Consider the following 24,090-nt stretch of genomic DNA (forward strand, 5'->3'; position numbering starts at 1 on the left):
GAATGAGAGCCCCGCATCCGGCAACGGAGCGGGGCTCTTCCCGTTCCTCCCGCGCCCGACACCCCCCTCCCCGCCACCCCAAAAGGCCGCGCCCGCGGCGCAGCCGCAATCAGACACAGCAAATCCCGTCAGGACCGCAGTGAATGAGAGCCCCGCATCCGGCAACGGAGCGGGGCTCTTCCCGTTCCTCCCGCGCCCGACACCCGCGGCAGAGAAGGGCCCCGCACCCTCCCGGATGCGAGGCCCTTCCGCATGGCGCGTCCGCCTCGCACACCTTGACGTCGCCACCGTCGGCCGGTACCCAGAAAGCAGGGCCCTCGACCTCCCGGAGGTGGCGTATGGCGACGACCGCCAGGCACGAGACGCGAGCCCTGCTCCGCGCCCACCTGTCGGCCGCCTCCGGCTATCGCCATCTGACCCGGCACTGCCCGATCTGCCACCGGCTCCTGCGCCTCGCCATGGAGCCCGCTCCGTGCGCCGTTGAGCCCGTCCCGCGTGCCGAGGAGGACCCCGAGGCGCCCGCCGAGGACGAAAGTCCCGCCACGGCGTGACCAAAGCCGCGGAGAGCGGGACGGCACCCGGTGGGAAGCTGGACGTAGCGACCGAGCCCGAACACACGTCTCCTTTAGCGCAGTTGCCTCATGAGTAACAAGCCGCCCAGCGTGTGACGGGTGTCACCGCATAAGTTTTTGAAACCCCGGTACTTACGCCCCACCTACAACTAGTCAATTTAATATGTGCAATTGCACCACTCCCGGAGGACTCCCACAGGAGATCCCACAGCCCTCCCCAGACTCCGACAAGGACGCTCACAGTCGAGCTGATCCGGTCCGCTCAGCGCCCAACTCGGTCAGAAGCGGGACGCAACCGGTGGGCAAGCGCTCCCCCATCAGGGCATAAAAAAATCGCGCTGGACCCGGCGGAGTCCAGCGCGATCGACGACGCACCCTTGTCGCGTGCTTGTGAAGCTTGGGCGTGGGCTCTGTTGGGGCAGAACCCGCGTCGCTTGGAGCTTGTGTCCGGGCGTCCCGGCAAAGTTGGGGACTTACCGATATGCCCGGCTATGCAGTTGTTCAGGCCTCGCTGCGCTGCTGCGGGATGCCCGCGAGCAGAGCACGGACCTCCGCTTCGCGGTAGCGGCGATGCCCGCCGAGCGTGCGGATCGACGTGAGCTTGCCGGCCTTCGCCCACCGCGTGACCGTCTTGGGGTCGACGCGGAACATCGTGGCGACCTCAGCCGGGGTCAGCAGCGGCTCGGCATCAGGGGTGCGAGCGGTCATGAGCGGCCTCCTCGGGAGAACCGAACCTTCTCGGTTCTTTCCTCTAAATTCTGCACCTTGACCCGCGTTGCCCGAAATGGCGGACGCGAGTCGAGTCGGTTATAGGACGAACGGCTTGTCCTCGGCACTACAACTACACCATCCGTCCAGCCGCGTAGGCCAAACCGATGGAATTGCCCTCCCAGGTGTTCATCAGCGACGGAAGCCGATGGACCATGCCATAGCGGACAGTCACGCGGCTGTGACGATCAGTCACAGGGCGATCAGGAGTCATCAGACCCCCCATAGCGAGCAATGCTGAGATTCCGCCCATAGACGGACGGACGGAGCCCTCCCCGGACTCCTTGTCCTATTTTGGCATGAGGGGGGGCAAGCGGCGCAAGGGGCGAGTAAGTGCGTTCCATCACGCTTGCGACAAAAGCCCGGATCAGGACCTACGTCCCGTACGGCGAAAGACCGGGGTACGTCGGGCGGAAACCGGGGGCCCTGCGTCAACCCTGGGCCAAGGATCGCCAGTCCACCACGACCGCGCGCTTCTGTCAGCCCCTCACTGCACAGCGGCGCCCGCACCGGCCCCCGGCCACGGCAGCTCACCTCGGCCCAGCCCCCCCCGGCCACGGGCGGCTCACCCGGCCTCGGCCCGGCCTCACCGGCAGGCCGCCGGGCGCTCTCCCCGGGACGACCGCGTCAGTTCGCCGACTGCCGGTCCCGGACCGAACGCCAGCGCTCCACAAGGCGGCCGTACGCCTCACCCGCGGCGACCCCGTCACCGGTGCGCAGCGCCTCGATGCCCTCGGCGACATCGGCCGCCGAGTGGTCCCCTTCCAGCTCCCCCGCCGGCAGGACGTGCACCAGGCCGCCGTAGTCCAGTTCGACGAGCGAGCGCGGGTGGAACTCCTCCAGCCACCGCCCCACATCCAGCAGGCCGTCGATCAGCGGCCCTTCCTCGATGGTGTCCTTGAGCGTCTTCAGGGCCCGCGCCACCCGGCGCCGCGCCTGCACCATCGGCGTCCGGTAGCGCAGCACCGGCCCGTCCCCGTCCGGCTCCCCCGCCCCCTTGGCGTACTCCCGCTCCTCGTCGGAGACCAGGACGAACCAGTTCAGCGGGACCTGCCAGGTCGAGGTGCGGATCCACGGCCGGGCGTCGGGGTTGCGGGACAGCCAGCGCTCGTAGTCCTGGGTGGCCTGGCGGCGGACGAGCGGGGGCAGCAGCGCATCCAGGACCGGTGCCGGGAACTCCTCGGCCAGCTCGCCCAGGGCCTGCCAGCCGCGCAGCCTGGTCCGCCAGGGGCAGACGCAGACCACGCCCTCGACCTCCACGACGAAGGCGTCACCGCTCTCGTGCACCGGCACGGGGACCGGCGGAGTGGGCAGCAAGTCGGCGAGGGACCGGCGCAGTTCGTCCTGGTACGAGGGGCGCTCGGCCCGCCGGGCGTAGCGCGCCCAGTGGCCCCGCTCCGGCTCCGGGAAGGCCGCCAGCGGCTCGTACACACGCAGATAGGACGCGTACGGGATGATCACCGCGGACACCTTGGGCACCCCTGCTCCCTCCCCAACGGACCGGACGTGAAACCCGAGCGCGAAACCCGCGCAACCTGCGCACAAGCGACCGGGAAAGCACTGCAAATCGTGCCACGGACGTACCGGAACGTACTCCGCGAGAGGGTGATCCTGAACACTGCGTCGATGGCGGCCGGGCCCAGGCCCTAATCTCGTGCCCAACGGGAGCCCGCCACCCGCACGGGCACCGCCGCCAACCGCCGCTACGTACCTGGGAGTCACCACCGTGACCGACGTAACCAACGGCGTCCTGCACACCCTGTTCCACTCGGATCAGGGGGGTCATGAGCAAGTCGTGCTCTGCCAGGACCGGACCACAGGCCTCAAGGCCGTCATCGCCATCCACTCCACCGCTCTGGGCCCCGCCCTGGGCGGTACGCGCTTCTACCCGTACGCGACGGAGGAGCAGGCCGTCGCCGACGCGCTGAACCTCTCGCGCGGGATGTCGTACAAGAACGCCATGGCCGGTCTCGACCACGGCGGCGGCAAGGCCGTGATCATCGGCGACCCCGAGCAGATCAAGACCGAGGAACTCCTCCTCGCGTACGGACGGTTCGTGGCCTCCCTGGGCGGGCGGTACGTCACCGCGTGCGACGTCGGCACGTATGTCGCCGACATGGACGTGGTGGCGCGCGAATGCCGCTGGACGACCGGGCGCTCGCCCGAGAACGGCGGCGCGGGCGACTCGTCCGTGCTGACCGCCTTCGGCGTCTACCAGGGCATGCGGGCCAGCGCCCAGCACCTGTGGGGCGACCCGACGCTGCGTGGCCGCACGGTCGGCGTCGCGGGCGTCGGCAAGGTCGGGCACCACCTCGTGGAGCACCTGCTCGAGGACGGCGCCGAGGTCGTGATCACGGACGTCCGGGAGGAGGCGGTGGGCCGCATCCTCCACCGTCACCCGGCGGTCCGCGCCGTGGCCGACACCGAGGCGCTGATCCGCGTCGAGGGCCTCGACATCTACGCCCCCTGCGCACTGGGCGGCGCGCTGAACGACGACTCCGTCCCGGTCCTCACCGCGAAGGTGGTGTGCGGCGCGGCCAACAACCAACTGGCGCACCCGGGCGTGGAGAAGGACCTCGCGGACCGCGGGATCCTCTACGCCCCGGACTACGTCGTCAACGCGGGCGGTGTCATCCAGGTCGCCGACGAGCTGCACGGCTTCGACTTCGACCGGTGCAAGGCCAAGGCCGCGAAGATCTTCGACACCACGTTGGGGATATTCGCACGTGCGAAGACGGACGGGATTCCGCCGGCCGCGGCGGCCGACCGGATCGCCGAACAGCGGATGGCCGAGGCGCGCCGGCGCTGACCCCGGACGCCCTTGTCAGGGACCCGCCGACGGACACGTGGAGAGAACTCTCACGTTCGTCGGCGGGTCGTGCGCCAAGAAGAGGTTAAAATCGCGTTTGACCAGCGGGGACAGGGCACCTCGCGGGTGGTGGGCGAAGGCGCGTGCTGCGGGCGACGTACCGTATGGGCGTGGGCTCAGGTACCGTGGATGCCCTACGGACCGGTCTCTCCACGGAGAGCCCGTTCCAGATCATGAACGCGTGTCAAGACTCTGGGGCCACCGAGCCCCGTATCCGAGGGGGTCGAGCCATGGGGCGCGGCCGGGCAAAGGCCAAGCAGACGAAGGTCGCCCGCCAGCTGAAGTACAGCAGCGGCGGGACTGACCTCTCGCGTCTGGCCAATGAGCTGGGCGCTTCGACTTCGAGCCAGCCGCCGAATGGCGAGCCGTTCGAGGACGACGACGAGGAAGACGACGACCCGTACGCCCAGTACGCGGATCTCTACAACGACGACGATGAGGACGAGGACGACCAGTCAGGTCCTCAGTCTCAGCGTCGCGGCGCGTAGCGCTCGCAGCGGGCTCAGCAGGTTCCACGGTCTCGTAGAACTCGCAGCACTGCACCTCACCCGGTCCGGGGCCTCAGCGCCGGACCGGGTTTCGTGCTGCCCCTCGGGGCTCAGTTCGCGTAGTCACCCACGAGCGCCGCACCCGTCGGGTGCTCGCCGCGGTCGGTGATCTCGCCGGCGATCCAGGCGTCCACACCGCGGTCGGCGAGGGTGGCGAGCGCGACCTCCGCCGACTCCTCGGGGACGATCGCCATCATGCCGACGCCCATGTTCAGCGTCTTCTCCAGCTCCAGGCGCTCGACGTCACCGGTCCTGCCGACGAGGTCGAAGACCGGGGCCGGGGTCCAGGTCTCGCGGTCGACGATCGCGCGCAGCCCGTCCGGGATGACGCGGGCCAGGTTGGCCGCGAGTCCCCCGCCGGTGATGTGCGAGAAGGCGTGCACCTCGGTGGTGCGGGTGAGCGCCAGGCAGTCCAGCGAGTAGATCTTGGTGGGCTCCAGGAGCTCCTCGCCGAGCGTGCGGCCGAACTCCTCCACGTGCTGGTCCAGTCGGAGCTTCGCTCGCTCGAAGAGGACGTGCCGGACGAGTGAGTACCCGTTCGAGTGAAGTCCCGAGGCGGCCATCGCGATCACCGCGTCACCCGTACGGATACGATCCGGGCCGAGCAGCTGGTCGGCCTCGACCACGCCCGTACCGGCCCCCGCGACGTCGAAGTCGTCCGGACCCAGCAGACCCGGGTGTTCGGCCGTCTCGCCGCCCACCAGGGCGCAGCCGGCGAGGACACAGCCCTCGGCGATGCCCTTGACGATCGCGGCGACGCGCTCGGGGTGGACCTTGCCGACGCAGATGTAGTCGGTCATGAAGAGCGGTTCGGCCCCGCACACCACGATGTCGTCCATGACCATCGCGACCAGGTCGTGGCCGATGGTGTCGTACACGCCGAGCTGCCGGGCGAGGTCGACCTTCGTCCCCACGCCGTCCGTGGCGGAGGCGAGCAGCGGACGCTCGAAGCGCTTGAGGGCGGAGGCGTCGAAGAGGCCGGCGAAACCGCCGAGGCCGCCGAGGACCTCGGGGCGCTGCGTCTTCTTCACCCACTCCTTCATCAGCTCTACGGCGCGGTCGCCCGCTTCGATGTCGACGCCGGCAGCCGCGTAGGAAGCACCGGTACGAGGGGAGGTCTCAGACATTGCCTGGGATCTTTCGGGTTGGTTGGTACGAGGCTTACGGGCGACGGATCGCGTCAGCCGCGGCCGTGGCTGCGGGACCCGCGGCCAGCTCGGTCTCCAGAAGCTGCTTGCCCAGCAGTTCCGGGTCGGGGAGATCCATCGGGTACTCGCCGTCGAAGCAGGCGCGGCACAGGTTCGGCTTGTCGATGGTCGTGGCGTCGATCATGCCGTCGATGGAGATGTACGAGAGGGAGTCGGCGCCCAGGGACGTGCCGATCTCCTCGATGGTCATGCCGTTGGCGATCAGCTCGGCGCGGGTCGCGAAGTCGATGCCGAAGAAGCAGGGCCACTTCACGGGCGGCGAGGAGATCCTGATGTGGACCTCGGCGGCGCCCGCCTCGCGGAGCATGCGGACCAGGGCGCGCTGGGTGTTGCCGCGCACGATCGAGTCGTCGACGACGACCAGGCGCTTGCCCTTGATGACTTCCTTGAGGGGATTCAGCTTCAGACGGATGCCGAGCTGGCGGATCGTCTGTGAAGGCTGGATGAAGGTCCGGCCGACGTACGCGTTCTTCACCAAGCCGGCGCCGAACGGAATGCCGGAGGCCTCCGCGTAACCGATCGCGGCGGGCGTCCCCGACTCCGGGGTCGCTATGACCAGATCGGCCTCTACGGGAGCTTCTTTGGCGAGCCGGCGGCCCATCTCGACACGCGAGAGATACACGTTCCGGCCGGCGATGTCGGTGTCCGGGCGGGCCAGATAGACGTACTCGAAGACACAGCCCTTGGGCTTTGCCTCAGCGAATCGCGAGGTACGGAGGCCGTTCTCGTCGATGGCGACGAACTCGCCCGGCTCGATCTCACGGACGTAGGCGGCGCCGCAGATGTCGAGGGCGGCGGACTCGGAGGCGACGACCCAGCCGCGCTCCAGGCGGCCGAGGACCAGCGGGCGGATGCCCTGCGGGTCGCGGGCCGCGTACAGGGTGTGCTCGTCCATGAAGACGAGCGAGAAAGCGCCCTTGACCTGGGGAAGGATCTTGGCGGAAGCCTCTTCGATGGTCAGCGGCTTGCCGTCGTCGTCCACCTGGGCGGCGAGGAGCGCCGTCAGCAGATCGGTGTCGTTGGTGGCCGCCACACGCGTGGTGCGGCCGTCCTGCTTCGGGAGGTCGGCGACCATCTCGGCGAGCTGCGCCGTGTTGACCAGGTTGCCGTTGTGGCCGAGCGCGATGGAACCGTGCGCGGTGGCACGGAACGTCGGCTGGGCGTTCTCCCAGACGGAGGCGCCGGTGGTCGAGTAGCGGGCGTGACCGACCGCGATATGACCCTGGAGCGAACCGAGAGAGGTCTCGTCGAAGACCTGGGACACGAGGCCCATGTCCTTGAAGACGAGGATCTGGGAGCCGTTGCTGACCGCGATCCCCGCGGATTCCTGACCTCGATGCTGTAGGGCGTAGAGCCCGAAGTAAGTGAGCTTGGCGACCTCTTCGCCCGGAGCCCAGACACCGAAGACGCCGCAAGCGTCCTGGGGGCCTTTCTCACCGGGGAGCAGATCATGATTGAGTCGACCGTCACCACGTGGCACGCCACCGAGTGTAGGCGAGATCGACCACTGGTCCGAATTGGGGATACCGGCCCCCGGTGCATCACTTGTCGGCGACGGCCGTCACCTTTTCACCGTTTGCGCTGGTCAGCGTGAGGGTTCGATGATCCAGCGCGTACGTCGGCTTGCCGTCGAAGAGGCCCAGGAGACGCTTCTCGGTGTCCATGAGTGAGCCGTCGCACATCATCCGGGTGGTGGTCGGCCTGCCGAGGGTGATATGTCCGTCGCGGACGGTGGCCTTCGCGGACCCGTGGTTACAGCCGAACCGGCCGCCCAGAGTGCCCTTCTTCTTGTCGAGGACGAGATAGGCCTTGCCGTCCGCGCCCTTCGGCAGGGACTGCGCGACGTCCCCGTCACCGAGTGACATGACAGTCCATTTCGTGCCGTACAGGGACGCGTCCTTCTCCTTGGTCAGGCGGACCCGGTCCCCGGCGCCGGTGGTGAGGGTGAGGGCGTCGTCCGCGACCTTGGTGATGAGGGCGCCGTCGGAGAGCGTGCGGGCCAGGGTGCTCTCGAACTTCATGGGGGCCTTCTCGCAGGCCATCTCGGTCGAGGTGACCGGCCCGAGGTCGAGGCGGCCGTCCTTGAAGGTGGCGGTCGCGTTGAAGTGGTTGCAGCCGTAGTTGCCCTGGACCTTGCCGTGGTCGCCGATCTCGACGCGCGCCCCGGCGGGCGCCCGCTGGGTGGTGCCGTCGACGGTGGCGCTGTCCACGGTCCAGTACGTGCCGGCCAGGTCCGGCCCGGCGTCCGAGCGGACCGCGTCGCCGGCCGTCTCGTTGCCGCAGGCCATCGCGAGCGGGAGCAGGGTCAGAGCGGTGAGGGTCAGTCGCTGCCTGTACATATCGGTGTGACGGGGCGGGTGGGGTGGTTGGTTCCCCCGGCGGGCCGGGACGGGTTCTCGGGTGGGGTGGTTGGTTCCCCCGGCGGGCCGGGACGGGTTCTCGGGTGAGGGGTTGGTTCCCCCCACCCCCCACCCCCTACCGCGGGACCGGGCGGGTTCGCGGGTGAGTGCGCTGTTTGCGGCGGCCACCTCGCCCGCACCGCTGGTGGTTCCCGCGCGGGGGCGGGTTCAGCCCATGACGGGCAACAGCCCGGACAGATCCGCGCGCTCCCCGCTCGCGCTCACCTTGGCGTCGCCGAGAGCGGCCTGCCATTCGATACGTCCCGAGGCGAGCCGGATCCAGGTCAGCGGGTCGGTCTCGACGACGTTCGGCGGGGTGCCGCGGGTGTGCCGGGGGCCTGCCACGCACTGCACCACGGCGTACGGCGGGATCCGCACCTCCGTGGAGGCGCCGGGTGCCTTCACGGCGAGGGCGTCGGCGAGCAGCCGGGTGCAGGCGGCGAGCGCCTGACGGTCGTAGGGGATGTCGAGGCCCGGCAGCGCGCGGTTGAGGTCGTCGGTGTGCACGACGAGTTCGACGGTCCGGGTGACGAGGTAGTCGGCGAGGGTCATCGCGCCGGTACGCGCGGCGAGCAGCCGGCCGTCCGGTGCGGTGGTCACGCGCTCGGTGAACCGCTGTTCGGTGCGGGCGTAGAGCGCGTCGAGGTCCGGGTTCCGCTCCGCGAGTTCGCGAGTGCCTGCGGAGATGTCCCGGGCCCGCGCGGCGGTGGCGAACGGCCAGTCGAGCAGGGCGAGTTCCCTGCTCGCAGGCTCGGGCCGGTCGAGATTGCGGCTCACGCTCTCGACGGCCGTCGCGACGTGCGCGGCCAGGTCCCGGACGGTCCACTCCCCGAGGTGCGTGGGCCGTACCGCCTGCTCCTCGCTCAGGGCGCGTACCCCCTCTCGTACGTTCCGGAACTGCGCGAGGACCGCGGTGCGGATCTTGGCGGAGTCGTAGGTACGGGCGCGCTTCTTGGCCGGGGGCATGATCCTCAGCCTAGATCCCTGGGGCGCGCGGCAAGGGGGTTCGGGGTCGGACTTGGGGCCGAGGTCCGGCACTGGCACCGGCACTGGCACTGGCGGACTGTGGCTCGGAGATCTGGCCTGGCGGACTGGCTCGGCGGTTCGGCGGTTCGGCCTGGAGGCTTGAGCCCGGGAGTCTGGCCCGGCGGTCCGGCCCGGAGGGCTTGGCCCGGGAGCCTGGCCCCGGCGGCTTGGCCCGGGAGTCCGGCCCGGCACCGGGAATCGAGGTCGGCATCGGCATCGGCATCGGGAATCGGCCTGGGATCCGGCCTAGACGGCCGGGGCGCCCGCTTCGGTTCCCTCGGCGCGAGACGTTCGGTCACGGTCGTACGGCGTATCCGCCCATGCCGTTCTCCACCTGGTCGAAGGCGCGGTGGGCCAGGTCGACGGCGGCCGCGGCGATCTCTTCCGGGCTCTGCCCCTCGGACGCGCGGCGGTGGTGCTCTTCGATCAGAGTGTTGCGGGCCGCGATGAGCAGGGCGGCCGCGAGGCTTGCGGGCAGGCGCTCCTCGCCCTCCTCCATCAGTGCCTCGATGAGCTCCTGCTCGCCCTGGCGGGAGGCGAGGAAGGCCCGCTCCAACAGGGCCGGTGTATCCATGACCAGTTGGCGCACCTGGCGCACGAACGGGTCGGGGCTCAGGCCGACCGACGCGTCCCGCGTCTCGATCATCTCCAGGAAATACCGGCGTACGGCGGCCACCGCGGACTCGCCCGGCCGGCGGTCGCGCACGGCCCGGGCGACATCGCCGAAGTGCTCCTCCATCGGCAGGAAGACCAGGTCTTCCTTGCTCCCGAAGTAATTGAAGACCGTCATCTTGGAGACGTCGGACGCTTCGGCGATCTCCATCACGGAGACGTGGTCGAAGCCCCGCTCCAGGAACAGCTCGACCGCGGTCCGCCAGATGCGGAGCCCGGTCTGCAGCTTCTTGCGCTCGCGCAGCCCCATCGACTCAGCCATGCACATCACTGTACCAGGATGAAATTTGATCCGAGAAAAAAGATTGACCGGGTCCACACTTCTCGTGCAAAGTGGTGTCACTGCAGACGGCGGACCAGAACCGCTGTCCACGAGGGGGAGTTACGCATGTCCGCACCAGCCGACACCGGCCCCGGCCCGGCCGGGATGACCGAGGGGCAGCGCAGGATCGGCTTCGTGGTCTGCCTGGTCACGATCGTCCTGGCCATCCTCGACACACAGATCGTCTCGGCGGCGACCGTCCCGATCGTCCGGGACCTCGACCCCGAGCACGGCATCGACAAGATCCCTTGGCTGGTCAGCGCCTTCGCGCTCGCATCGGCCGCGATGCTGCCGCTGTACGGCAAGCTGTGCGACGTCTTCGGACCCAAGCAGGTCTTCACCGGCGCGATCGCCACGTTCCTGCTCGGCTCCGCACTGTGCGGCGCCGCCCAGTCGATGGGCCAGCTCATCGCGGCGCGTGCGGTGCAGGGCCTGGGCGGCGGCGGCCTGATGAGCGTCACGATGGTGGTGATCGCCCACCTCAAGGACCCCGGGGAAAAGAGCAGCGGCAAGGGGAGCAACATCGGCGGGGTCGTCGCGGGCGGCGGCATGGCGATCGGACCCTGGATAGGCGGCCTCCTCGCCGACCACGCGAGCTGGCGCTGGATCTTCTACGTCAACCTGCCCATCGGCATCGCGGTCCTGGCCGCCTCCGCGTTCGCCCTGAAGATCCCCGGGCAACACGTGCGCCGGCCGATCGACTACGCGGGCGCCGGACTCGCGGCCGCCTTCTCCTGCGCCCTGCTGCTCGTCACCGACTGGGGCGGCAAGCAGTACGCGTGGTCCTCACCCGTCGTCCTGGGGCTGATCCTGACCGCCGCCGCGACCCTCGTCCTGTTCCTCCGGCGACAGCGGCGGGCGCCCGAACCGGTGCTCCCGCTCTCCCTGTTCAAGGTCCCCGAAATGCGGCTGGGCTTCGCCATCCAGGGGCTGATGGGCGCCGCGATGATGTGCGCCATCTACTACGTGCTCGTCTATCTGCAGGTCGCGCGGGGCGTCCCCAGCTCCTCCGCGGGGCTCTATCTGCTGCCGATGGCCGCCGGTATGACGGCAGTGGGGCTGCTCTCCGGCCGTCTCACCGAGCGCGGCTGGTCGGCACGCACCTTCACCATCAGCGGTACGGCGACCACCCTGCTCGCCTTCGTGCTCCTCGCCACCACCGGCCCCGACACCTCGCTCTGGCTGATCCGGGCCGAACTGCTGCTCGTCGGCGCCGGGTTGGGGCAGCTCATGGGCCAGCTGATCCTGCTCGTGCAGGACGCGGCACCCCGCCACCAGCTGGGCGTCGCCACGACGAGCATCCGCTTCTTCCAGACCCTGGGCAGCGCCCTGGGCACCGCCGCGTTCGGCACGGTCCTGGCCCGTCTGTACGCGGCCGACGGACCCGGCGGGGACATCAGCGCCCTCACCCGGCTGACGGGGCCGGCCCGCGCCGACGGCGTGCAGGCCTTCGTCTCGGCGATGGACGTCGTCTTCTGGGCCGCGGCCGGGCTGATGGCCGTGGGGACACTGCTCGCTCTGCGCCTGCCGAAGCCGGGCCCTCAGAAGGGCGATCCCGTACGGGACTCCATACCGGGGGACCAGCCGGTCGCGGCCTGATCCCGGACACGGGGGCACGGGGAAGGGGGAAGGGGGAAGGCCCCGCCCGGACATCGGGCGGGGCCTTCATCACCGTACGAGCGAACCCTCTGGGTACGCCTGGCGGCCGGCCGTCGTCAGGCCAGCAGTGCCGGGATCGTCCCTTCGTGGGCCGTGCGCAGCTCGTCCAGAGGGAGGGTGAACTCGCCCTGGATCTCGACCACATCCCCGTCGACGACACCGATGCGGGTGACGGGCAGACCCCGCGCGCCGCACATGTCGTTGAAGCGGAGCTCCTCCGAGCGCGGGACGGCGACGACCGCGCGGCCCGCCGACTCCGAGAACAGGAAGGTGAAGGCATCGAGACCGTCGGGGACGATCAGCCGCGCGCCCTTCTCGCCGAGCAGCGCCGACTCGACCACGGCCTGGATCAGACCGCCGTCGGACAAGTCGTGCGCGGAGTCGATCATGCCGTCGCGGGACGCCGAGATGAGGATCTCGGCGAGCAGCCGCTCACGCTCCAGGTCCACCCGCGGAGGCAGACCGCCCAGGTGGTCATGGACGACCTGCGACCAGGCCGAACCGCCGAACTCCTCGCGGGTGTCGCCGAGCAGGTAGAGGAGCTGGCCCTCTTCCTGGAAGGCGACGGGCGTGCGCCGGGCGACGTCGTCGATGACGCCGAGCACGGCCACGACGGGAGTCGGGTGGATGGCGGCCTCGCCCGTCTGGTTGTAGAGCGAGACATTGCCGCCGGTCACCGGGGTGCCCAACTGCTGGCAGGCGTCGGCCAGTCCGCGGATCGCCTCGGCGAACTGCCACATCACGGCCGGGTCCTCGGGCGAGCCGAAGTTCAGGCAGTCGGAGACGGCGAGCGGCTTGGCACCGGTGGTGGCGACGTTGCGGTACGCCTCCGAGAGGGCCAGCTGCGCGCCCGCGTACGGGTCGAGCTTCGCGTACCGCCCGTTGCCGTCCGTGGCGATGGCGACGCCGAGTCCGGACTCCTCGTCGATGCGGATCATGCCCGAGTCCTCGGGCTGCGCCAGCACCGTGTTGCCCTGCACGAAGTGGTCGTACTGGGAGGTGATCCAGGACTTGGACGCCTGGTTCGGGGAGGACACCAGCCTCAGGACCTGGTCCCGCAGCTCCGCCGAAGTCGCCGGCCGGGGCAGCTTGTTGGCGTCGTCGGCCTGGAGGGCGTCCTGCCAGTCCGGGCGGGCGTAGGGACGCTCGTAGACCGGGCCGTCGTGCGCGACCGTGCGCGGGTCGACGTCGACGATCTTGCCGCCGTGCCAGAAGATCTCGAGCCGGTCGCCGTCGGTCACCTCACCGATGACGGTGGCGATGACGTCCCACTTCTCGCAGATCTCCAGGAAGCGGTCGACCTTCGCCGGTTCGACGACCGCGCACATGCGTTCCTGCGACTCGCTCATGAGGATTTCCTCGGGCGAGAGCGTGGAGTCGCGCAGCGGTACGTCGTCGAGGGTGACGCGCATACCGCCGGAGCCGTTGGACGCCAACTCGCTGGTGGCGCAGGAGAGTCCGGCCGCGCCGAGGTCCTGGATGCCGACGACGAGCTTCTCGGCGAAGGCCTCCAGGGTGCACTCGATGAGGAGCTTCTCCTGGAAGGGGTCGCCGACCTGGACCGCGGGACGCTTCGACGGCTTGGCGTCGTCGAAGGTCTCACTCGCCAGGATCGAGGCGCCGCCGATGCCGTCGCCGCCCGTGCGGGCCCCGTACAGGATGACCTTGTTGCCCGAACCGGACGCCTTGGCGAGGTGGATGTCCTCGTGCCTCATCACGCCGATGGCACCGGCGTTGACGAGCGGGTTGCCCTGATAGCAGGCGTCGAAGACGACCTCGCCGCCGATGTTCGGCAGGCCGAGACAGTTGCCGTAGCCGCCGATGCCCGCGACGACGCCCGGGAGGACGCGCTTGGTGTCCGGGTGGTCCGCCGCGCCGAACCGCAGCGGGTCGACCACGGCGACCGGCCGGGCGCCCATCGCGATGATGTCGCGCACGATGCCGCCGACACCCGTGGCCGCGCCCTGGTAGGGCTCGACGTACGAGGGGTGGTTGTGGGACTCGACCTTGAAGGTGACGGCATAGCCCTGGCCGACGTCCACGACACCGGCGTTCTCACCGATACCGACCAGCAGCGCGTCGGACTGGGGGGCCTTCTCGCCGAACTGGCGGAGGTGCACCTTCGAGGACTTGTAGCTGCAGTGCTCGGACCACATGACCGAGTACATGGCGAGCTCGGCACCGGTGGGCCGGCGGCCGAGGATCTCCACGACCCGCTCGTACTCGTCCTTCTTCAGGCCCAGTTCGGCCCACGGCAGCTCGACGTCGGGGGTCGCGGCCGCGTTCTCGACCGTGTCCAGAGGCGTGCGGCTCATGCGGTGACCAGCTTCTTGAGGATCGAGGTGAAGAAGGGGAGGCCGTCGGTGCGGCCCGACCCGATGAGGGACTCCACGGCGTGCTCGGGGTGCGGCATGAGACCGACCACGTTGCCGGCCTCGTTCGAGATGCCGGCGATGTCCCGCAGCGAGCCGTTGGGGTTGAAGTCCAGGTAACGGAAGGCGACTCGGCCCTCCGCCTCCAGCATGTCGAGGGTGCGCTCGTCGGCGACGTACCGCCCGTCCATGTTCTTCAGCGGGATGTGGATCTCCTGACCCGACGCGTAGTCGGTGGTCCAGGAGGTCTCCGCGTTCTCCACCCGCAACTTCTGGTCGCGGCAGATGAAGTGCAGGTGGTTGTTGCCGAGCATCGCGCCGGGCAGCAGATGGGCCTCGGTGAGGATCTGGAAGCCGTTGCAGATGCCGAGGACCGGCATTCCGGACTTCGCCTCCGCGATGAGGGTCTCCATCACCGGCGAGAAGCGCGCGATGGCACCGGCACGCAGATAGTCGCCGTAGGAGAATCCCCCGCACAGCACCACGGCGTCGACCTGCTTGAGGTCCTTGTCCTTGTGCCAGAGAGCGACGGGTTCGGCACCGGCGAGCCGGATCGCGCGCTGCGTGTCCCGGTCGTCGAGGCTGCCGGGAAAGGTGACGACTCCAATACGAGCGGTCACTTTCCGGCCTCCACCTTCTCGTCCTCCACCTTCACGGTGAAGTCCTCGATCACGGTGTTGGCGAGGAACGATTCCGCCAGTTCGTGGATGCGGGCGAGTGCGGTGTCGTCCACCGGTCCGTCCACTTCGAGTTCGAATCGCTTTCCCTGACGTACGTCGGAGACGCCCTCGAAACCGAGGCGCGGCAGTGCACGCTGCACCGCCTGGCCCTGGGGGTCGAGGATCTCCGGCTTGAGCATGACGTCGACTACGACGCGTGCCACTGGCACTCCCGGTGTGTGGTGCTGAGCAGGTCCCTTCAGACTACCCGCACAAAATTTCTACTCGCGTAGATTCGTAGAATCCTACGTGAGCCCCATCACGATCCCGCATCGACGCGGGGGCCTCCACGGAAAATCCTGGGAAAAACCGCAGAAGAGCGGCCGGGGCCATTGCCGCCCGGACACGCGGAGGGATTTAGCCGGGCTTCACAATGTAATGCCGGGCACTGTACAAAGGAATTGGCAATAGCCGATACTTTGCTCGATAACAGCCGGACAGTCGACATCTCTCCGTCAACTCCCTGACGTCTCCGCACGTCATGGCGCGTGATCGAGAGGTGCCGCACGAAGGGACCGATATTCGTGGCGCAGCGTGTCGTGGTCACTCTCTTTGACGACATCGACGGCTCAGAAGCGGCGGAAACGATCGCCTTCGGACTGGACGGCAAGTCGTACGAGATCGACCTCAATCCCACCAATGCCAAGAAACTGCGTAAGGCGCTCGCTCCGTACGTCGACGCCGGCCGCAAGCGGGCGAAGTCCGGGAAGACGTACACGCACACGGCGCTGACGCCCGACCCGGCCGCCGTCCGCGCCTGGGCCCGCTCCAACAAGCTGGAGGTTCCGCCTCGGGGGCGGATCCCGAAGAAGGTGTACGAGGCGTTCGCCGAGGCGCACTGAGCGGACGCGTCCGGGCGGCCTCCGCGGGGAAGCCCGACCATGCGTGGGACCCGGGCTTCCTTTGGGGGCCCGGATTCTTTCGTTGGCTGGGGCCCTGCTTCTTTTGGTGGCGCGGGTTGGCGGGGCGAGGTGGGGCGAGGCACCAGTGGGTGGGTGCCGGGACGCCGTCGCTTCGCGGGGGCTTCCGCAGGACCAGAGCCGCGGCGCGAGGGCCTCGCAGGGGCACACGCGCGATCCGCCGGCGTTCACCCTCCGCACACAGGTGCGGGCCGCACCCGTCCGCGCGGCGACGCGCGGACCTGCCATCCGGCCCTGAGAGCAGCCGACTTGCGCTGCCCCCCTGCTGGTCAGCTAGAGTCTGGAGCACGCCGAAGGGCAAGGCCGAAAGGCCGAACCCCAAGGAGTCACGCGGGTGTAGTTCAGTAGTAGAACATCCCCCTTCCAGGGGGAAGGCGCAGTGTGCAATTCCTGTCACCCGCTCTGCATCCCTTATCGACCACTCTTGTGGATCAGGTAGGGTGGTGCTCGCGCCGATCGGTGAGAGCCGGTCGGAGGCAATGCGGACGTAGCTCAGCTGGTAGAGCGCAACCTTGCCAAGGTTGAGGTCGCGAGTTCGAACCTCGTCGTCCGCTCCATTTTTGAAGGCCCCGGTCGATGACCGGGGCTTTTTGCTATGCGCTATGCGCTGTGCGTCGTGTGCTCTGCGCTGTGCGTGGGGCGTTGTGCCCGGCACGGTATCGACCTCGGCCGTCGGTACCTGCCCTCCTCCTCTCCTCCTCCCCCTCTCTCTCCCTCCCTACTTCTGACATTTGTCATAGGGAGTGATGACACCGCGCACTGCTGCCGCGTCCCGTCCGCGGGGACGCTGATCTCATGAACACGAATGAGCACGATGACGTGATTGAGGTCACTGATCTGCGGCGCGTGTACGGGGGGAGTCCCCGCGCGTCCGACCGGACCGGGGAGGCTTTCGAGGCCGTGCGCGGAATCACCTTCAGCGTCGGCCGCGGCGAGCTGTACGCACTGCTGGGCACCAATGGCGCGGGCAAGACCTCCACCCTCGAACTGCTGGAAGGCCTCGCGCCCCCGGCCGCCGGTCGGGTGCGCGTCCTCGGACACGATCCGTACGAGGAGCGGGCGGCCGTCCGCCCGAGGATCGGCGTGATGCTGCAGGAGGGCGGCTTCCCCTCCGAGCTGACGGTCGAGGAGACCGTCCGGATGTGGGCGGGCTGTACGAGTGGGGCGCGGCCCACGGCAGAGGCACTGGAGACGGTCGGGCTCGCGCGCCGCTCCCGGGTCCGGGTGAAGCAGCTGTCCGGCGGCGAGAAGCGGCGCCTCGATCTGGCCCTCGCGCTCCTGGGCCGCCCCGAGATCCTCTTCCTCGACGAGCCGACGACCGGCCTGGACGCCGAAGGCCGCCGGGACACATGGGAGTTGGTGCGCGAGCTGCGCGCCGGCGGTACGACGGTGCTGCTGACCACCCACTATCTGGAGGAGGCGGAAGAGCTGGCCGACCGTCTCGCGATACTCCACGAAGGGCGTATAGCCGCCTCCGGCACCCCTGCCGAGGTGACCGCCTCCCAGCCCTCCCGGATCTCCTTCGCCCTGCCCGAGGGTTATTTCGTGGGGGACCTGCCCCCGCTCGCCGAGCTCGGCATCAGCGACCACGAGACGACGGGCCGCACGGTCCGTCTGCGCACGTACGAAGTCCAACGCACCGCCACCGCGCTTCTGTTGTGGGCCGAGCGGGCGCAGGTCGAGCTGCGGGGGCTCGATGTGCGCTCGGCCTCTCTGGAGGAGGCATTCCTGCGAATAGCGCGGGAGGCAGCCCAGGACGCCGCGGAGACGCCTGCGCAAGAGGTCACGCAGCAGGTCGCGCCGCAGGACCCGTCGGGGACAGCGGGCGCCCGGACCCTCACCTCCCAGCAGGCGGGCCCGCGGAAGGAGACACCCGCGTGAGCAGCGTGAAGGGCATGGGCGGGGCGAAGGTCACGACGGACGAGAAGACGCCAGGCATCGGCACGGCAGACATGGAGGCGACGGACATGGAGATGGCGGGCGGGAAGACAGCGGGGGTGCAGAGGGCCGGCGTGGAGACTGCAGGTGTCGGCACGACCACGGCCCTGGGGCGGATGCGTGCGCTGGCACGCGCCGAGCTGACCCTGCTGGGCCGCGCGAAGGCGACGCTCTTCGCGGCGGTGCTGGTGCCGCTGATCCTGCCGTTCAGCGTCCGCTCGGGGGTCGACCAGATGGATCTGGCGGGCACCGGCCTCTCGGTCGGCTCGATCCTGCTGCCCTCCTCCATCGGCTTCTCGCTCCTCTTCGCCGTCTACAGCGCACTCGTGAGCGTGTACGCGGCCCGTCGCGAGGAGCTCGTGCTCAAGCGACTGCGGACCGGCGAGCTCCGCGACATGGAGATCCTCGCGGGCGCCGCCCTGCCGTCGGTGGCGATAGGAGTGGTGCAGTGCCTGGTCCTCACCGCCGCCTTTGGCGTGGCGGTCGACGCCGGAGCCCCCGAGGCACCCCATCTCGCCCTCCTCGGACTGCTGTTGGGCCTCGTGATGTGCCCGGCCCTGGCGGCGGTCACCGCGAACTTCAGCAAGAGCGTGGAGGGCGCCCAGGTCGCGGCCATGCCACTGATGCTCGTGTCCATGTTCGGCTCGGGCACCTTCATCCCCCTGGAAGTCCTGCCCGACCGCCTGGCCAGGTTCTGCGAACTGCTGCCGCTCACCCCGGTGATCACGCTGATACGCGGCGGCTGGACCGGAGACCTCTCCGCGTACGAGACCCTGGGCGCCCTGGTGACGGCGGTGGCCTGGACCGTGCTCGCGGTGTTTGCTGTACGACGGTGGTTCCGCTGGGAACCCCGGCGGTGACCTGTGACGTGGGCGGGGGATGAGGCATGCGCAAACCCATGGCCTGGTGGCGGGGCAAGAGCACCCCGGCGAAGGTCGAGACGTACACCCGCTGGTCGTTCCACTTCTTCGCGGTGATCGAAGTGGGCACGGTCGGACTCACCACCTTCGGGAGCATGGCGAAGCCCCTGGCGTGGTGGCTGTTCGTCATGGTGTGCGGCCACGCCGTGCTCTGCGCGGTGACCGCTTCGAGAACGCTGGACTGGACGCGCGGCACGCGCGAGCAGCCGGGGCGGATGCTCCTGGCACTCGCGGTGGCCACGGCAGTGGTCGCGTCGGTGGCGATGATCCTGTCGGGCACGGACTGGCGGCCGGCCGACGAGAAGACCGTCGCGGCGGCAACGACTCTGTATGTGGGCGTCATAACGTTCGGGACCGGCACGCTCGCCCTCGGCACGCGCAACACCCGCCGCCTGCTCCAAGCGGTGTTCAGCGCCGCCGTGAGCGCAGCGATCGTCTCCCTCCCGCTGGGCCTGCCCGGCCCTGCGGCGCTGATCACCGGCATGGTCGTGCTGCTCACCGCAGGCTTCCTCGCATTCACCGCCGCGTTCTCGGTCTGGCTGCTCAACGCCGTCTACGAACTGGACGAGGCCCGTGAGACGCGCGCCCGGCTCGCCGTCGCCGAGGAGCGGCTGCGCTTCGGACGCGATCTGCACGACGTGATGGGCCGCAATCTGGCGGTGATCGCCCTGAAGAGCGAGCTCGCGGTGCAGCTGGCCCACCGAGAGCGGCCCGAGGCCATGGACCAGATGATCGAGGTGCAGCGCATAGCGCGCGATTCGCAGCGGGAGGTCCGTGAGGTGGTGCGTGGTTACCGTGAGGCTGATCTGGGCACCGAACTCGCCGGCGCGCAAGGTGTGTTGACGGCGGCCGGGATCGAGTGCGAGGTCAGCGGTTCGGCGGCGGGGCTGCCCGTGCAGGTCCAGTCGGCGCTCGGCTGGGTCGTCAGGGAGGCGACCACGAATGTGCTCCGCCATGGCGACGCACGGCACTGCGCGGTGTCCCTGCGTGTGGCGGACGGCCGCGTGGTGCTCACCGTCGAGAACGACGGGGTACCGGCCGCGGAGCCGTGCCCGGAGCTGGAGAAGGGCGCCGGCCCGGGCCGGGGTTCCGGGCTGGTCGGGCTGCGGGAGCGGCTCGGGGAGGTCGACGGGGTGTTGCGGGCAGGACCCGTCGGAGGCGACGGCAGGTACCGGCTGACCGCGGACGTGCCGCTGCCCGTGACGCGTTCCGCGCTCGCCGAGGACGCCAGTCCCGCCCCGGCTGCCCCCTCCCCCGTCCCGCATCCGATGAACGAGGTCACCTCATGACGTCCGTGCCGCCGCCCCTGTCGTCCGGCTCCCCCGCTGCTCGCGTGCGGCTTCTGCTCGCCGATGACGAACACCTCATCCGGGGCGCACTCGCGGCACTGCTCGCCCTGGAGGACGACCTGACGGTGATCGCCGAGGCGGCGACCGGACCGGAGGCGCTCGCGATGGCGCGGGCCCATGCGCCCGACGTGGCCGTGCTGGATCTTCAGATGCCGGGAGCAGACGGTGTGAGGGTCGCCACAACCCTGCGGACGGAACTGCCTGCCTGCCAGGTGCTGATCGTGACCAGTCATGGGCGGCCCGGGCATCTGAAGCGGGCGCTTGAGGCAGGTGTGCGCGGGTTCGTGCCGAAGACCGTCAGCGCCCAGCGGCTCGCGGAGATCATTCGGACGGTCCATGCGGGAAACCGCTATGTGGACCCGGAGTTGGCCGCCGACGCGATCTCGGCCGGGGACTCGCCGTTGACCGCGCGGGAGGCGGAGGTGCTGGAGCTCGCGGCCGACGGGGCGCCTGTCTCGGAGATCGCCGAGCGGGCAGCGCTTTCACAGGGGACGGTGCGGAACTATCTGTCGTCCGCCGCGTCCAAGCTCGGAGCGGAGAACCGGCACACGGCGGTGCGGCTCGCGCGTCAGCGAGGTTGGGTATAGTGGCTGTCGCGCCACGGCGCAGTGCGGACGTAGCTCAGCTGGTAGAGCGCAACCTTGCCAAGGTTGAGGTCGCGAGTTCGAACCTCGTCGTCCGCTCAGAAGAAGAGGCCCCCGGTCATGAACCGGGGGCCTCTTCGTATGTCCGGGAGCGGGTCGGGAGCGGGGCGGTGTGTTCGCGAGCGGCGGTTGGGGGCCTCGGTGTGTTCCGGCTGGGTCGACGGCAGGCCACGGGCCGGCCGACCCGATGCCTGCGGCCGAGCCCAACGGTGCGGCCGAGCCCAACGGTGCGGCCGAGCCCAACCGTGCGGCCGAGCCCAACGGTGCGACCGACCCCAATCGTGTGGCCGACCCCAACCGGGCGGCCGACCCACGCCCTTCGAGCGACCGCGCGCCCTAGGCCGACCGCGCGCCCTCGGCCAACCGAACCCTTCGCCGACCGACACCCGCCGTCGGACGGAGGCGTGCCGTCGGACGGAGACGCGTCGTCGGACGGAGATGCGCGGTCGGCTTTGGTGTGCGGTCGGCTTTGGTGTGCGGTTACGACCAGCTCGTGCCGGTCAGGTGCTCGTAGGCCTCGATGTACTTGGCGCGGGTCGCCTCCACGACCTGCGGGGGCAGGGCCGGCGGGGGCTGCTCGCTTCTGCGGTCCCAGCCGGACTCGGCGGAGGTGAGCCAGTCCCGGACGAACTGTTTGTCGTACGACGGCTGGGAGCGGCCGGGCTCCCACTGCTCGGCCGGCCAGAAGCGGGAGGAGTCGGGGGTCAGTACCTCGTCGGCGAGGACGAGCGTCTCCCCCTCGAAGCCGAACTCGAACTTGGTGTCCGCGAGGATGATGCCGCGGTCGCGGGCGATGTCGCGGGCGCGGCTGTAGACGGCGAGGGTCGACTGGCGGAGCTGGGCCGCGGTGTCGGCGCCGACCTGGCGGGCGACTTCCTCGTACGAGACGTTCTCGTCGTGCTCGCCGACCGCGGCCTTGGTGGCGGGGGTGAAGATCGGGGCGGGGAGTTCCGAGCCGTCGACCAGGCCCTCGGGGAGGGCGAGTCCGCAGACCGTACGGGACTCTTTGTACTCGACGAGGCCGGAGCCGGTGAGATAGCCGCGGGCGACGCACTCGACCGGGACCATCTGCAGGGACTTGCAGATCAGGGTGCGGCCGGCCCAGTCCTCGGGGGCGCCCGGCGGGAGTTCGGTGCTCAGGACGTGGTTGGGGGCCAGGTCGGCGAGCTGGTCGAACCACCAGAGCGACAGCTGGGTGAGCACCCGGCCCTTGTCGGGGATCTCGGTCGGGAGTACCCAGTCGTAGGCGGACATGCGGTCGCTGGCGATCATCACGAGGTCGCCCGCCTCGTTCTGGTACAGGTCGCGCACCTTGCCGGTGTGCAGATGCACCAGACCCGGGACCTGGAGGGGCTCGGGCTTTTCAACGAATCCGGACACGGTTCCTCCCCGTAGTTCTGTCCTATGGCTCGATTCTCCCGTACAGAAGGACCGGCTTTGGCCAGGGGGTGTGTGGAGCGGGTGGGTGGCGAGGGTGCCTGGGGCACGGGGTGGGGGCGCTGTCGGTTCGGCGTGCGGCTTGCTCAGTCGCGTTTGCAGATGCGGTCGAGGAGGTTGGCCGTGGCCCGCTGGACGCGCGTGTCGACGTGTCCGGGGCGGTCCAGGGCGGGAGACCAGGCGAACGTTCCCGAGGCGAAGATCAGGGCGCCGGAGGGGGCGCGATAGAGAGAAGTCTCCTGGTGACGGGGGACGCCCTCGCTGTCCGGGTACGGGGAGTGCGCCAGGAGGATACGGCCCTGGTGCTCGGGGAGGGGTGTGCGCGGGAAGTAGCGGTCGGCCTCGCCCGCGACCAGGCCCTCGAGTTCGTCGCCCTCGTGGGCGCCGGTCGCCTCCCACAGCCAGTGTTCGGAGTTCCGGACGACCAGCGGCTGGGGTTCGGGGACCCGTCCTGCGTACTGGATGCCGATGAGCTGTTGTTCCGGGCGGTCGATTTCCCGCCACAGGGCCGGCTTTCCCGGGCCCCTGCGCTTGCGGCAGGTCAGCAGGCGGTCGGGGACGCCGGACGGGGACGGGCCCAACTCCACTTGCCAGTACATGGTGTTGGCGGAGAGGAAGACCAGCGAGGTGCCGTGGTCGCGGGCGTGCTCGGCGGTGCGGCGCATGGCCGCCGACCAGTACTCGTCGTGGCCTGGGAAGACCAGGCCCCGGTAGCGGGTGGGGTCCACGCGGCCGGCGTGCAGATCACTGGCGTCGGCGTACGCGAGGTCGTAGCCGTAGCGCTCGGCCCAGCGGATGAAGTCGTAGGCGTGGCCGACGTGCAGGGGGAGGCCGGCGCCGGCGTACGGGCGGTCGAAGGAGACCGTCGTCGCGGCGTCGGCCTCGCCGAGGAGACGGCCGTCCTCGTCCCACGCGTGGTACAGGCTGGCGCCCGTGCGGCCGTCCTCCGGGTAGAGGTTGTACGCCTGCCAGGTGATGTCGGGGAGCAGGAGCAGCAGGTCGGCCGGGTGGTCGTCGCGGACCGTGAAGGGGACGTGGGAGCGGTAGCCATCGGCGGTGGTGAGTACGGCGACGTACGCGCCGATGTTCCAGTAACTCGGGATCTGCAGCCGCCAGGAGAGCCACCAGTGGTGGCAGGAAACCGTGCGGTCCGCGGTGAGCGGGGGCGGCTGGACGATGCCGGAGAGCCGGGGACTGGTGGTGATCTTTGCCGCGCCGTCGCCTCCGTAGTGGCCGATGCGGTAGATGTCGACGCTGAATTCCTGGGGCGGGTCGACCGTGATGTGGAAGTCGATGGCCTCGCCGGGGCTTACGGCGCCGGTGGAGGTGAAGCCCTTGATCTGACGGCGGACGTCGTCGGCCGCGCGGGGGCCTCCGGCGCGGGGGTGGGGGACCGCGCGGGTGCCTTTGCCGGGGCGGGGCGCGTCCTCGAGCGCGGCGCCGCTGCCGGCTCCCGTGAACCGGGGACCGTGCGCGTCCGCCTGGTCGGCTTGGTCGATGTACCAGGGGACGACCTGGCCGGTGTCGCTGAAGTAGTGCTCGTCGCCTCGGAGCCAGGGGACCGGGCCCTGGCCGAAGGGGTCCGTCACGGCGTGCGCGAGCGCTCCCGACTCCCAGCGGCGGATCTGCTCCGACCCCATGCCTGCTCCCCTCCCTGGCGCCCCCGTCACCCTTGTCAGCCCTGCCCTGTGCGCGATCGGTCCCAGCACATCACATAACGCACGCACTCCGTCACCGTTCGTCGCGAA

General features: G+C 69.8%; 21 protein-coding genes and 3 tRNA genes. 12 read left to right on the forward strand and 12 right to left on the reverse strand.

The genetic code is table 11. The features are described from left to right. Positions 1-338 precede the first annotated feature (338 nt). Positions 339-551, forward strand: coding sequence for a DUF6274 family protein (locus ACFVYF_RS04655; protein WP_389450780.1), 213 nt, complete (start codon positions 339-341; stop codon positions 549-551). A gap of 522 nt (positions 552-1,073) precedes the next feature. Here ACFVYF_RS04655 and bldC read toward each other — a convergent pair. Together bldC and ACFVYF_RS04665 are read right to left on the reverse strand one after the other, a co-directional pair. After that, positions 1,074-1,280 carry a developmental transcriptional regulator BldC gene (bldC, locus tag ACFVYF_RS04660; protein WP_003949541.1) on the reverse strand — a complete coding sequence of 69 codons (207 nt, stop codon included), beginning with the start codon at positions 1,278-1,280 and terminating at the stop codon, positions 1,074-1,076. Positions 1,281-1,967: 687 nt separating this feature from the next. After that, positions 1,968-2,819: a hypothetical protein gene (locus tag ACFVYF_RS04665; protein WP_389450783.1), complete on the reverse strand. Its 852-nt coding sequence runs from the start codon at positions 2,817-2,819 to the stop codon at positions 1,968-1,970. 247 nt (positions 2,820-3,066) lie between these two features. Here ACFVYF_RS04665 and ACFVYF_RS04670 point away from each other — a divergent pair, with 247 nt between their 5' ends. Both ACFVYF_RS04670 and ACFVYF_RS04675 read left to right on the forward strand, forming a co-directional pair. Continuing rightward, complete coding sequence (locus ACFVYF_RS04670; RefSeq protein ID WP_389450786.1) at positions 3,067-4,149, forward strand: Leu/Phe/Val dehydrogenase; 1,083 nt, start codon at positions 3,067-3,069, stop codon at positions 4,147-4,149. A gap of 290 nt (positions 4,150-4,439) precedes the next feature. Next, positions 4,440-4,697 (forward strand): DUF3073 domain-containing protein, encoded by a 258-nt coding sequence (locus tag ACFVYF_RS04675; protein WP_389450789.1) that lies wholly within the window; start codon positions 4,440-4,442, stop codon positions 4,695-4,697. Between the two features lie 110 nt (positions 4,698-4,807). On the opposite strand, the gene purM is transcribed toward ACFVYF_RS04675, so the two are convergent. The 5 genes from purM to ACFVYF_RS04700 all read right to left on the reverse strand — a co-directional run bounded on the left by purM (position 4,808) and on the right by ACFVYF_RS04700 (position 10,324). Beyond that, complete coding sequence (purM, locus tag ACFVYF_RS04680; RefSeq protein ID WP_389450792.1) at positions 4,808-5,884, reverse strand: phosphoribosylformylglycinamidine cyclo-ligase; 1,077 nt, start codon at positions 5,882-5,884, stop codon at positions 4,808-4,810. Positions 5,885-5,918: 34 nt separating this feature from the next. Beyond that, on the reverse strand, positions 5,919-7,445 hold the full coding sequence (purF, locus tag ACFVYF_RS04685; RefSeq protein WP_389450795.1) for an amidophosphoribosyltransferase: 1,527 nt from the start codon (positions 7,443-7,445) through the stop codon (positions 5,919-5,921). A 61-nt stretch (positions 7,446-7,506) separates the two neighbouring features. After that, entirely contained in the window at positions 7,507-8,304 is a 798-nt protein-coding gene (locus ACFVYF_RS04690) for an META domain-containing protein (protein ID WP_389450797.1), read from the reverse strand. A 228-nt stretch (positions 8,305-8,532) separates the two neighbouring features. Beyond that, the gene (locus tag ACFVYF_RS04695; protein WP_389450800.1) at positions 8,533-9,330 is read right to left on the reverse strand and encodes a sterol carrier family protein; all 798 of its coding nucleotides are present in this window, start codon (positions 9,328-9,330) and stop codon (positions 8,533-8,535) included. Positions 9,331-9,685: 355 nt separating this feature from the next. Further along, entirely contained in the window at positions 9,686-10,324 is a 639-nt protein-coding gene (locus tag ACFVYF_RS04700; RefSeq protein ID WP_389450803.1) for a TetR/AcrR family transcriptional regulator, read from the reverse strand. Positions 10,325-10,450: 126 nt separating this feature from the next. On the opposite strand from ACFVYF_RS04700, the gene ACFVYF_RS04705 reads away from it, so the two are divergent. After that, positions 10,451-11,983 carry an MFS transporter gene (locus ACFVYF_RS04705; protein ID WP_389450806.1) on the forward strand — a complete coding sequence of 511 codons (1,533 nt, stop codon included), beginning with the start codon at positions 10,451-10,453 and terminating at the stop codon, positions 11,981-11,983. Between the two features lie 116 nt (positions 11,984-12,099). Here the strand turns inward: ACFVYF_RS04705 and purL are convergent, their stop codons facing one another. Genes purL through purS form a run of 3 tightly spaced genes read right to left on the reverse strand, consistent with a single transcriptional unit; the run spans position 12,100 to position 15,298 of the window. Then, positions 12,100-14,358, reverse strand: coding sequence for a phosphoribosylformylglycinamidine synthase subunit PurL (purL, locus tag ACFVYF_RS04710; protein WP_389450809.1), 2,259 nt, complete (start codon positions 14,356-14,358; stop codon positions 12,100-12,102). Continuing rightward, positions 14,355-15,035, reverse strand: a complete 681-nt coding sequence (gene purQ / locus ACFVYF_RS04715; protein WP_389450812.1) for a phosphoribosylformylglycinamidine synthase subunit PurQ — start codon at positions 15,033-15,035, stop codon at positions 14,355-14,357. Before purQ ends, purL begins: the two co-directional genes overlap by 4 nt. Continuing rightward, positions 15,032-15,298: a phosphoribosylformylglycinamidine synthase subunit PurS gene (gene purS, locus ACFVYF_RS04720; protein ID WP_383288034.1), complete on the reverse strand. Its 267-nt coding sequence runs from the start codon at positions 15,296-15,298 to the stop codon at positions 15,032-15,034. Before purS ends, purQ begins: the two co-directional genes overlap by 4 nt. A 360-nt stretch (positions 15,299-15,658) precedes the next feature. On the opposite strand from purS, the gene ACFVYF_RS04725 reads away from it, so the two are divergent. The 8 genes from ACFVYF_RS04725 (at position 15,659) to ACFVYF_RS04760 (ending at position 20,944) form a co-directional block, all read left to right on the forward strand. Then, complete coding sequence (locus ACFVYF_RS04725; RefSeq protein ID WP_383288032.1) at positions 15,659-15,976, forward strand: Lsr2 family protein; 318 nt, start codon at positions 15,659-15,661, stop codon at positions 15,974-15,976. Positions 15,977-16,384: 408 nt separating this feature from the next. Next, positions 16,385-16,456 (forward strand) — tRNA-Gly (locus ACFVYF_RS04730). 79 nt (positions 16,457-16,535) lie between these two features. After that, positions 16,536-16,611, forward strand: a tRNA-Gly gene (locus ACFVYF_RS04735). A 238-nt stretch (positions 16,612-16,849) separates the two neighbouring features. Further along, positions 16,850-17,935, forward strand: coding sequence for an ABC transporter ATP-binding protein (locus ACFVYF_RS04740; protein WP_389450815.1), 1,086 nt, complete (start codon positions 16,850-16,852; stop codon positions 17,933-17,935). Between the two features lie 92 nt (positions 17,936-18,027). Next, positions 18,028-18,852 (forward strand): ABC transporter permease, encoded by an 825-nt coding sequence (locus ACFVYF_RS04745; protein ID WP_389452050.1) that lies wholly within the window; start codon positions 18,028-18,030, stop codon positions 18,850-18,852. Between the two features lie 26 nt (positions 18,853-18,878). Beyond that, positions 18,879-20,201 (forward strand): sensor histidine kinase, encoded by a 1,323-nt coding sequence (locus ACFVYF_RS04750; RefSeq protein WP_389450818.1) that lies wholly within the window; start codon positions 18,879-18,881, stop codon positions 20,199-20,201. Next, positions 20,198-20,848 carry a response regulator gene (locus ACFVYF_RS04755; RefSeq protein WP_389450821.1) on the forward strand — a complete coding sequence of 217 codons (651 nt, stop codon included), beginning with the start codon at positions 20,198-20,200 and terminating at the stop codon, positions 20,846-20,848. The genes ACFVYF_RS04750 and ACFVYF_RS04755 overlap by 4 nt, the downstream gene beginning before the upstream one ends. Before the next feature lie 23 nt (positions 20,849-20,871). Then, positions 20,872-20,944, forward strand: a tRNA-Gly gene (locus ACFVYF_RS04760). A gap of 441 nt (positions 20,945-21,385) precedes the next feature. Here the strand turns inward: ACFVYF_RS04760 and ACFVYF_RS04765 are convergent. Beyond that, positions 21,386-22,285 carry a phosphoribosylaminoimidazolesuccinocarboxamide synthase gene (locus tag ACFVYF_RS04765; protein ID WP_389450824.1) on the reverse strand — a complete coding sequence of 300 codons (900 nt, stop codon included), beginning with the start codon at positions 22,283-22,285 and terminating at the stop codon, positions 21,386-21,388. Positions 22,286-22,428: 143 nt separating this feature from the next. Next, positions 22,429-23,982 carry a N,N-dimethylformamidase beta subunit family domain-containing protein gene (locus tag ACFVYF_RS04770; RefSeq protein ID WP_389450827.1) on the reverse strand — a complete coding sequence of 518 codons (1,554 nt, stop codon included), beginning with the start codon at positions 23,980-23,982 and terminating at the stop codon, positions 22,429-22,431. Positions 23,983-24,090: the final 108 nt, after the last annotated feature.

The sequence above is a fragment of the Streptomyces sp. NPDC058274 genome, from assembly GCF_042881375.1.
Lineage (GTDB): Bacteria > Actinomycetota > Actinomycetes > Streptomycetales > Streptomycetaceae > Streptomyces.

Bases quoted from the DNA above. Each gene is read 5' to 3' on its own strand.
- purM (WP_389450792.1), bottom strand. From the start codon at position 5,884: ATGTCTGAGACCTCCCCTCGTACCGGTGCTTCCTACGCGGCTGCCGGC.
- purL (WP_389450809.1), bottom strand. From the start codon at position 14,358: ATGAGCCGCACGCCTCTGGACACGGTCGAGAACGCGGCCGCGACCCCC.
- ACFVYF_RS04755 (WP_389450821.1), top strand. From the start codon at position 20,198: ATGACGTCCGTGCCGCCGCCCCTGTCGTCCGGCTCCCCCGCTGCTCGC.
- ACFVYF_RS04675 (WP_389450789.1), top strand. From the start codon at position 4,440: ATGGGGCGCGGCCGGGCAAAGGCCAAGCAGACGAAGGTCGCCCGCCAG.
- ACFVYF_RS04695 (WP_389450800.1), bottom strand. From the start codon at position 9,330: ATGCCCCCGGCCAAGAAGCGCGCCCGTACCTACGACTCCGCCAAGATC.
- bldC (WP_003949541.1), bottom strand. From the start codon at position 1,280: ATGACCGCTCGCACCCCTGATGCCGAGCCGCTGCTGACCCCGGCTGAG.
- ACFVYF_RS04745 (WP_389452050.1), top strand. From the start codon at position 18,028: ATGGCGGGCGGGAAGACAGCGGGGGTGCAGAGGGCCGGCGTGGAGACT.
- ACFVYF_RS04770 (WP_389450827.1), bottom strand. From the start codon at position 23,982: ATGGGGTCGGAGCAGATCCGCCGCTGGGAGTCGGGAGCGCTCGCGCAC.
- ACFVYF_RS04690 (WP_389450797.1), bottom strand. From the start codon at position 8,304: ATGTACAGGCAGCGACTGACCCTCACCGCTCTGACCCTGCTCCCGCTC.
- ACFVYF_RS04655 (WP_389450780.1), top strand. From the start codon at position 339: ATGGCGACGACCGCCAGGCACGAGACGCGAGCCCTGCTCCGCGCCCAC.
- ACFVYF_RS04700 (WP_389450803.1), bottom strand. From the start codon at position 10,324: ATGGCTGAGTCGATGGGGCTGCGCGAGCGCAAGAAGCTGCAGACCGGG.
- ACFVYF_RS04705 (WP_389450806.1), top strand. From the start codon at position 10,451: ATGTCCGCACCAGCCGACACCGGCCCCGGCCCGGCCGGGATGACCGAG.
- ACFVYF_RS04750 (WP_389450818.1), top strand. From the start codon at position 18,879: ATGCGCAAACCCATGGCCTGGTGGCGGGGCAAGAGCACCCCGGCGAAG.
- ACFVYF_RS04740 (WP_389450815.1), top strand. From the start codon at position 16,850: ATGAACACGAATGAGCACGATGACGTGATTGAGGTCACTGATCTGCGG.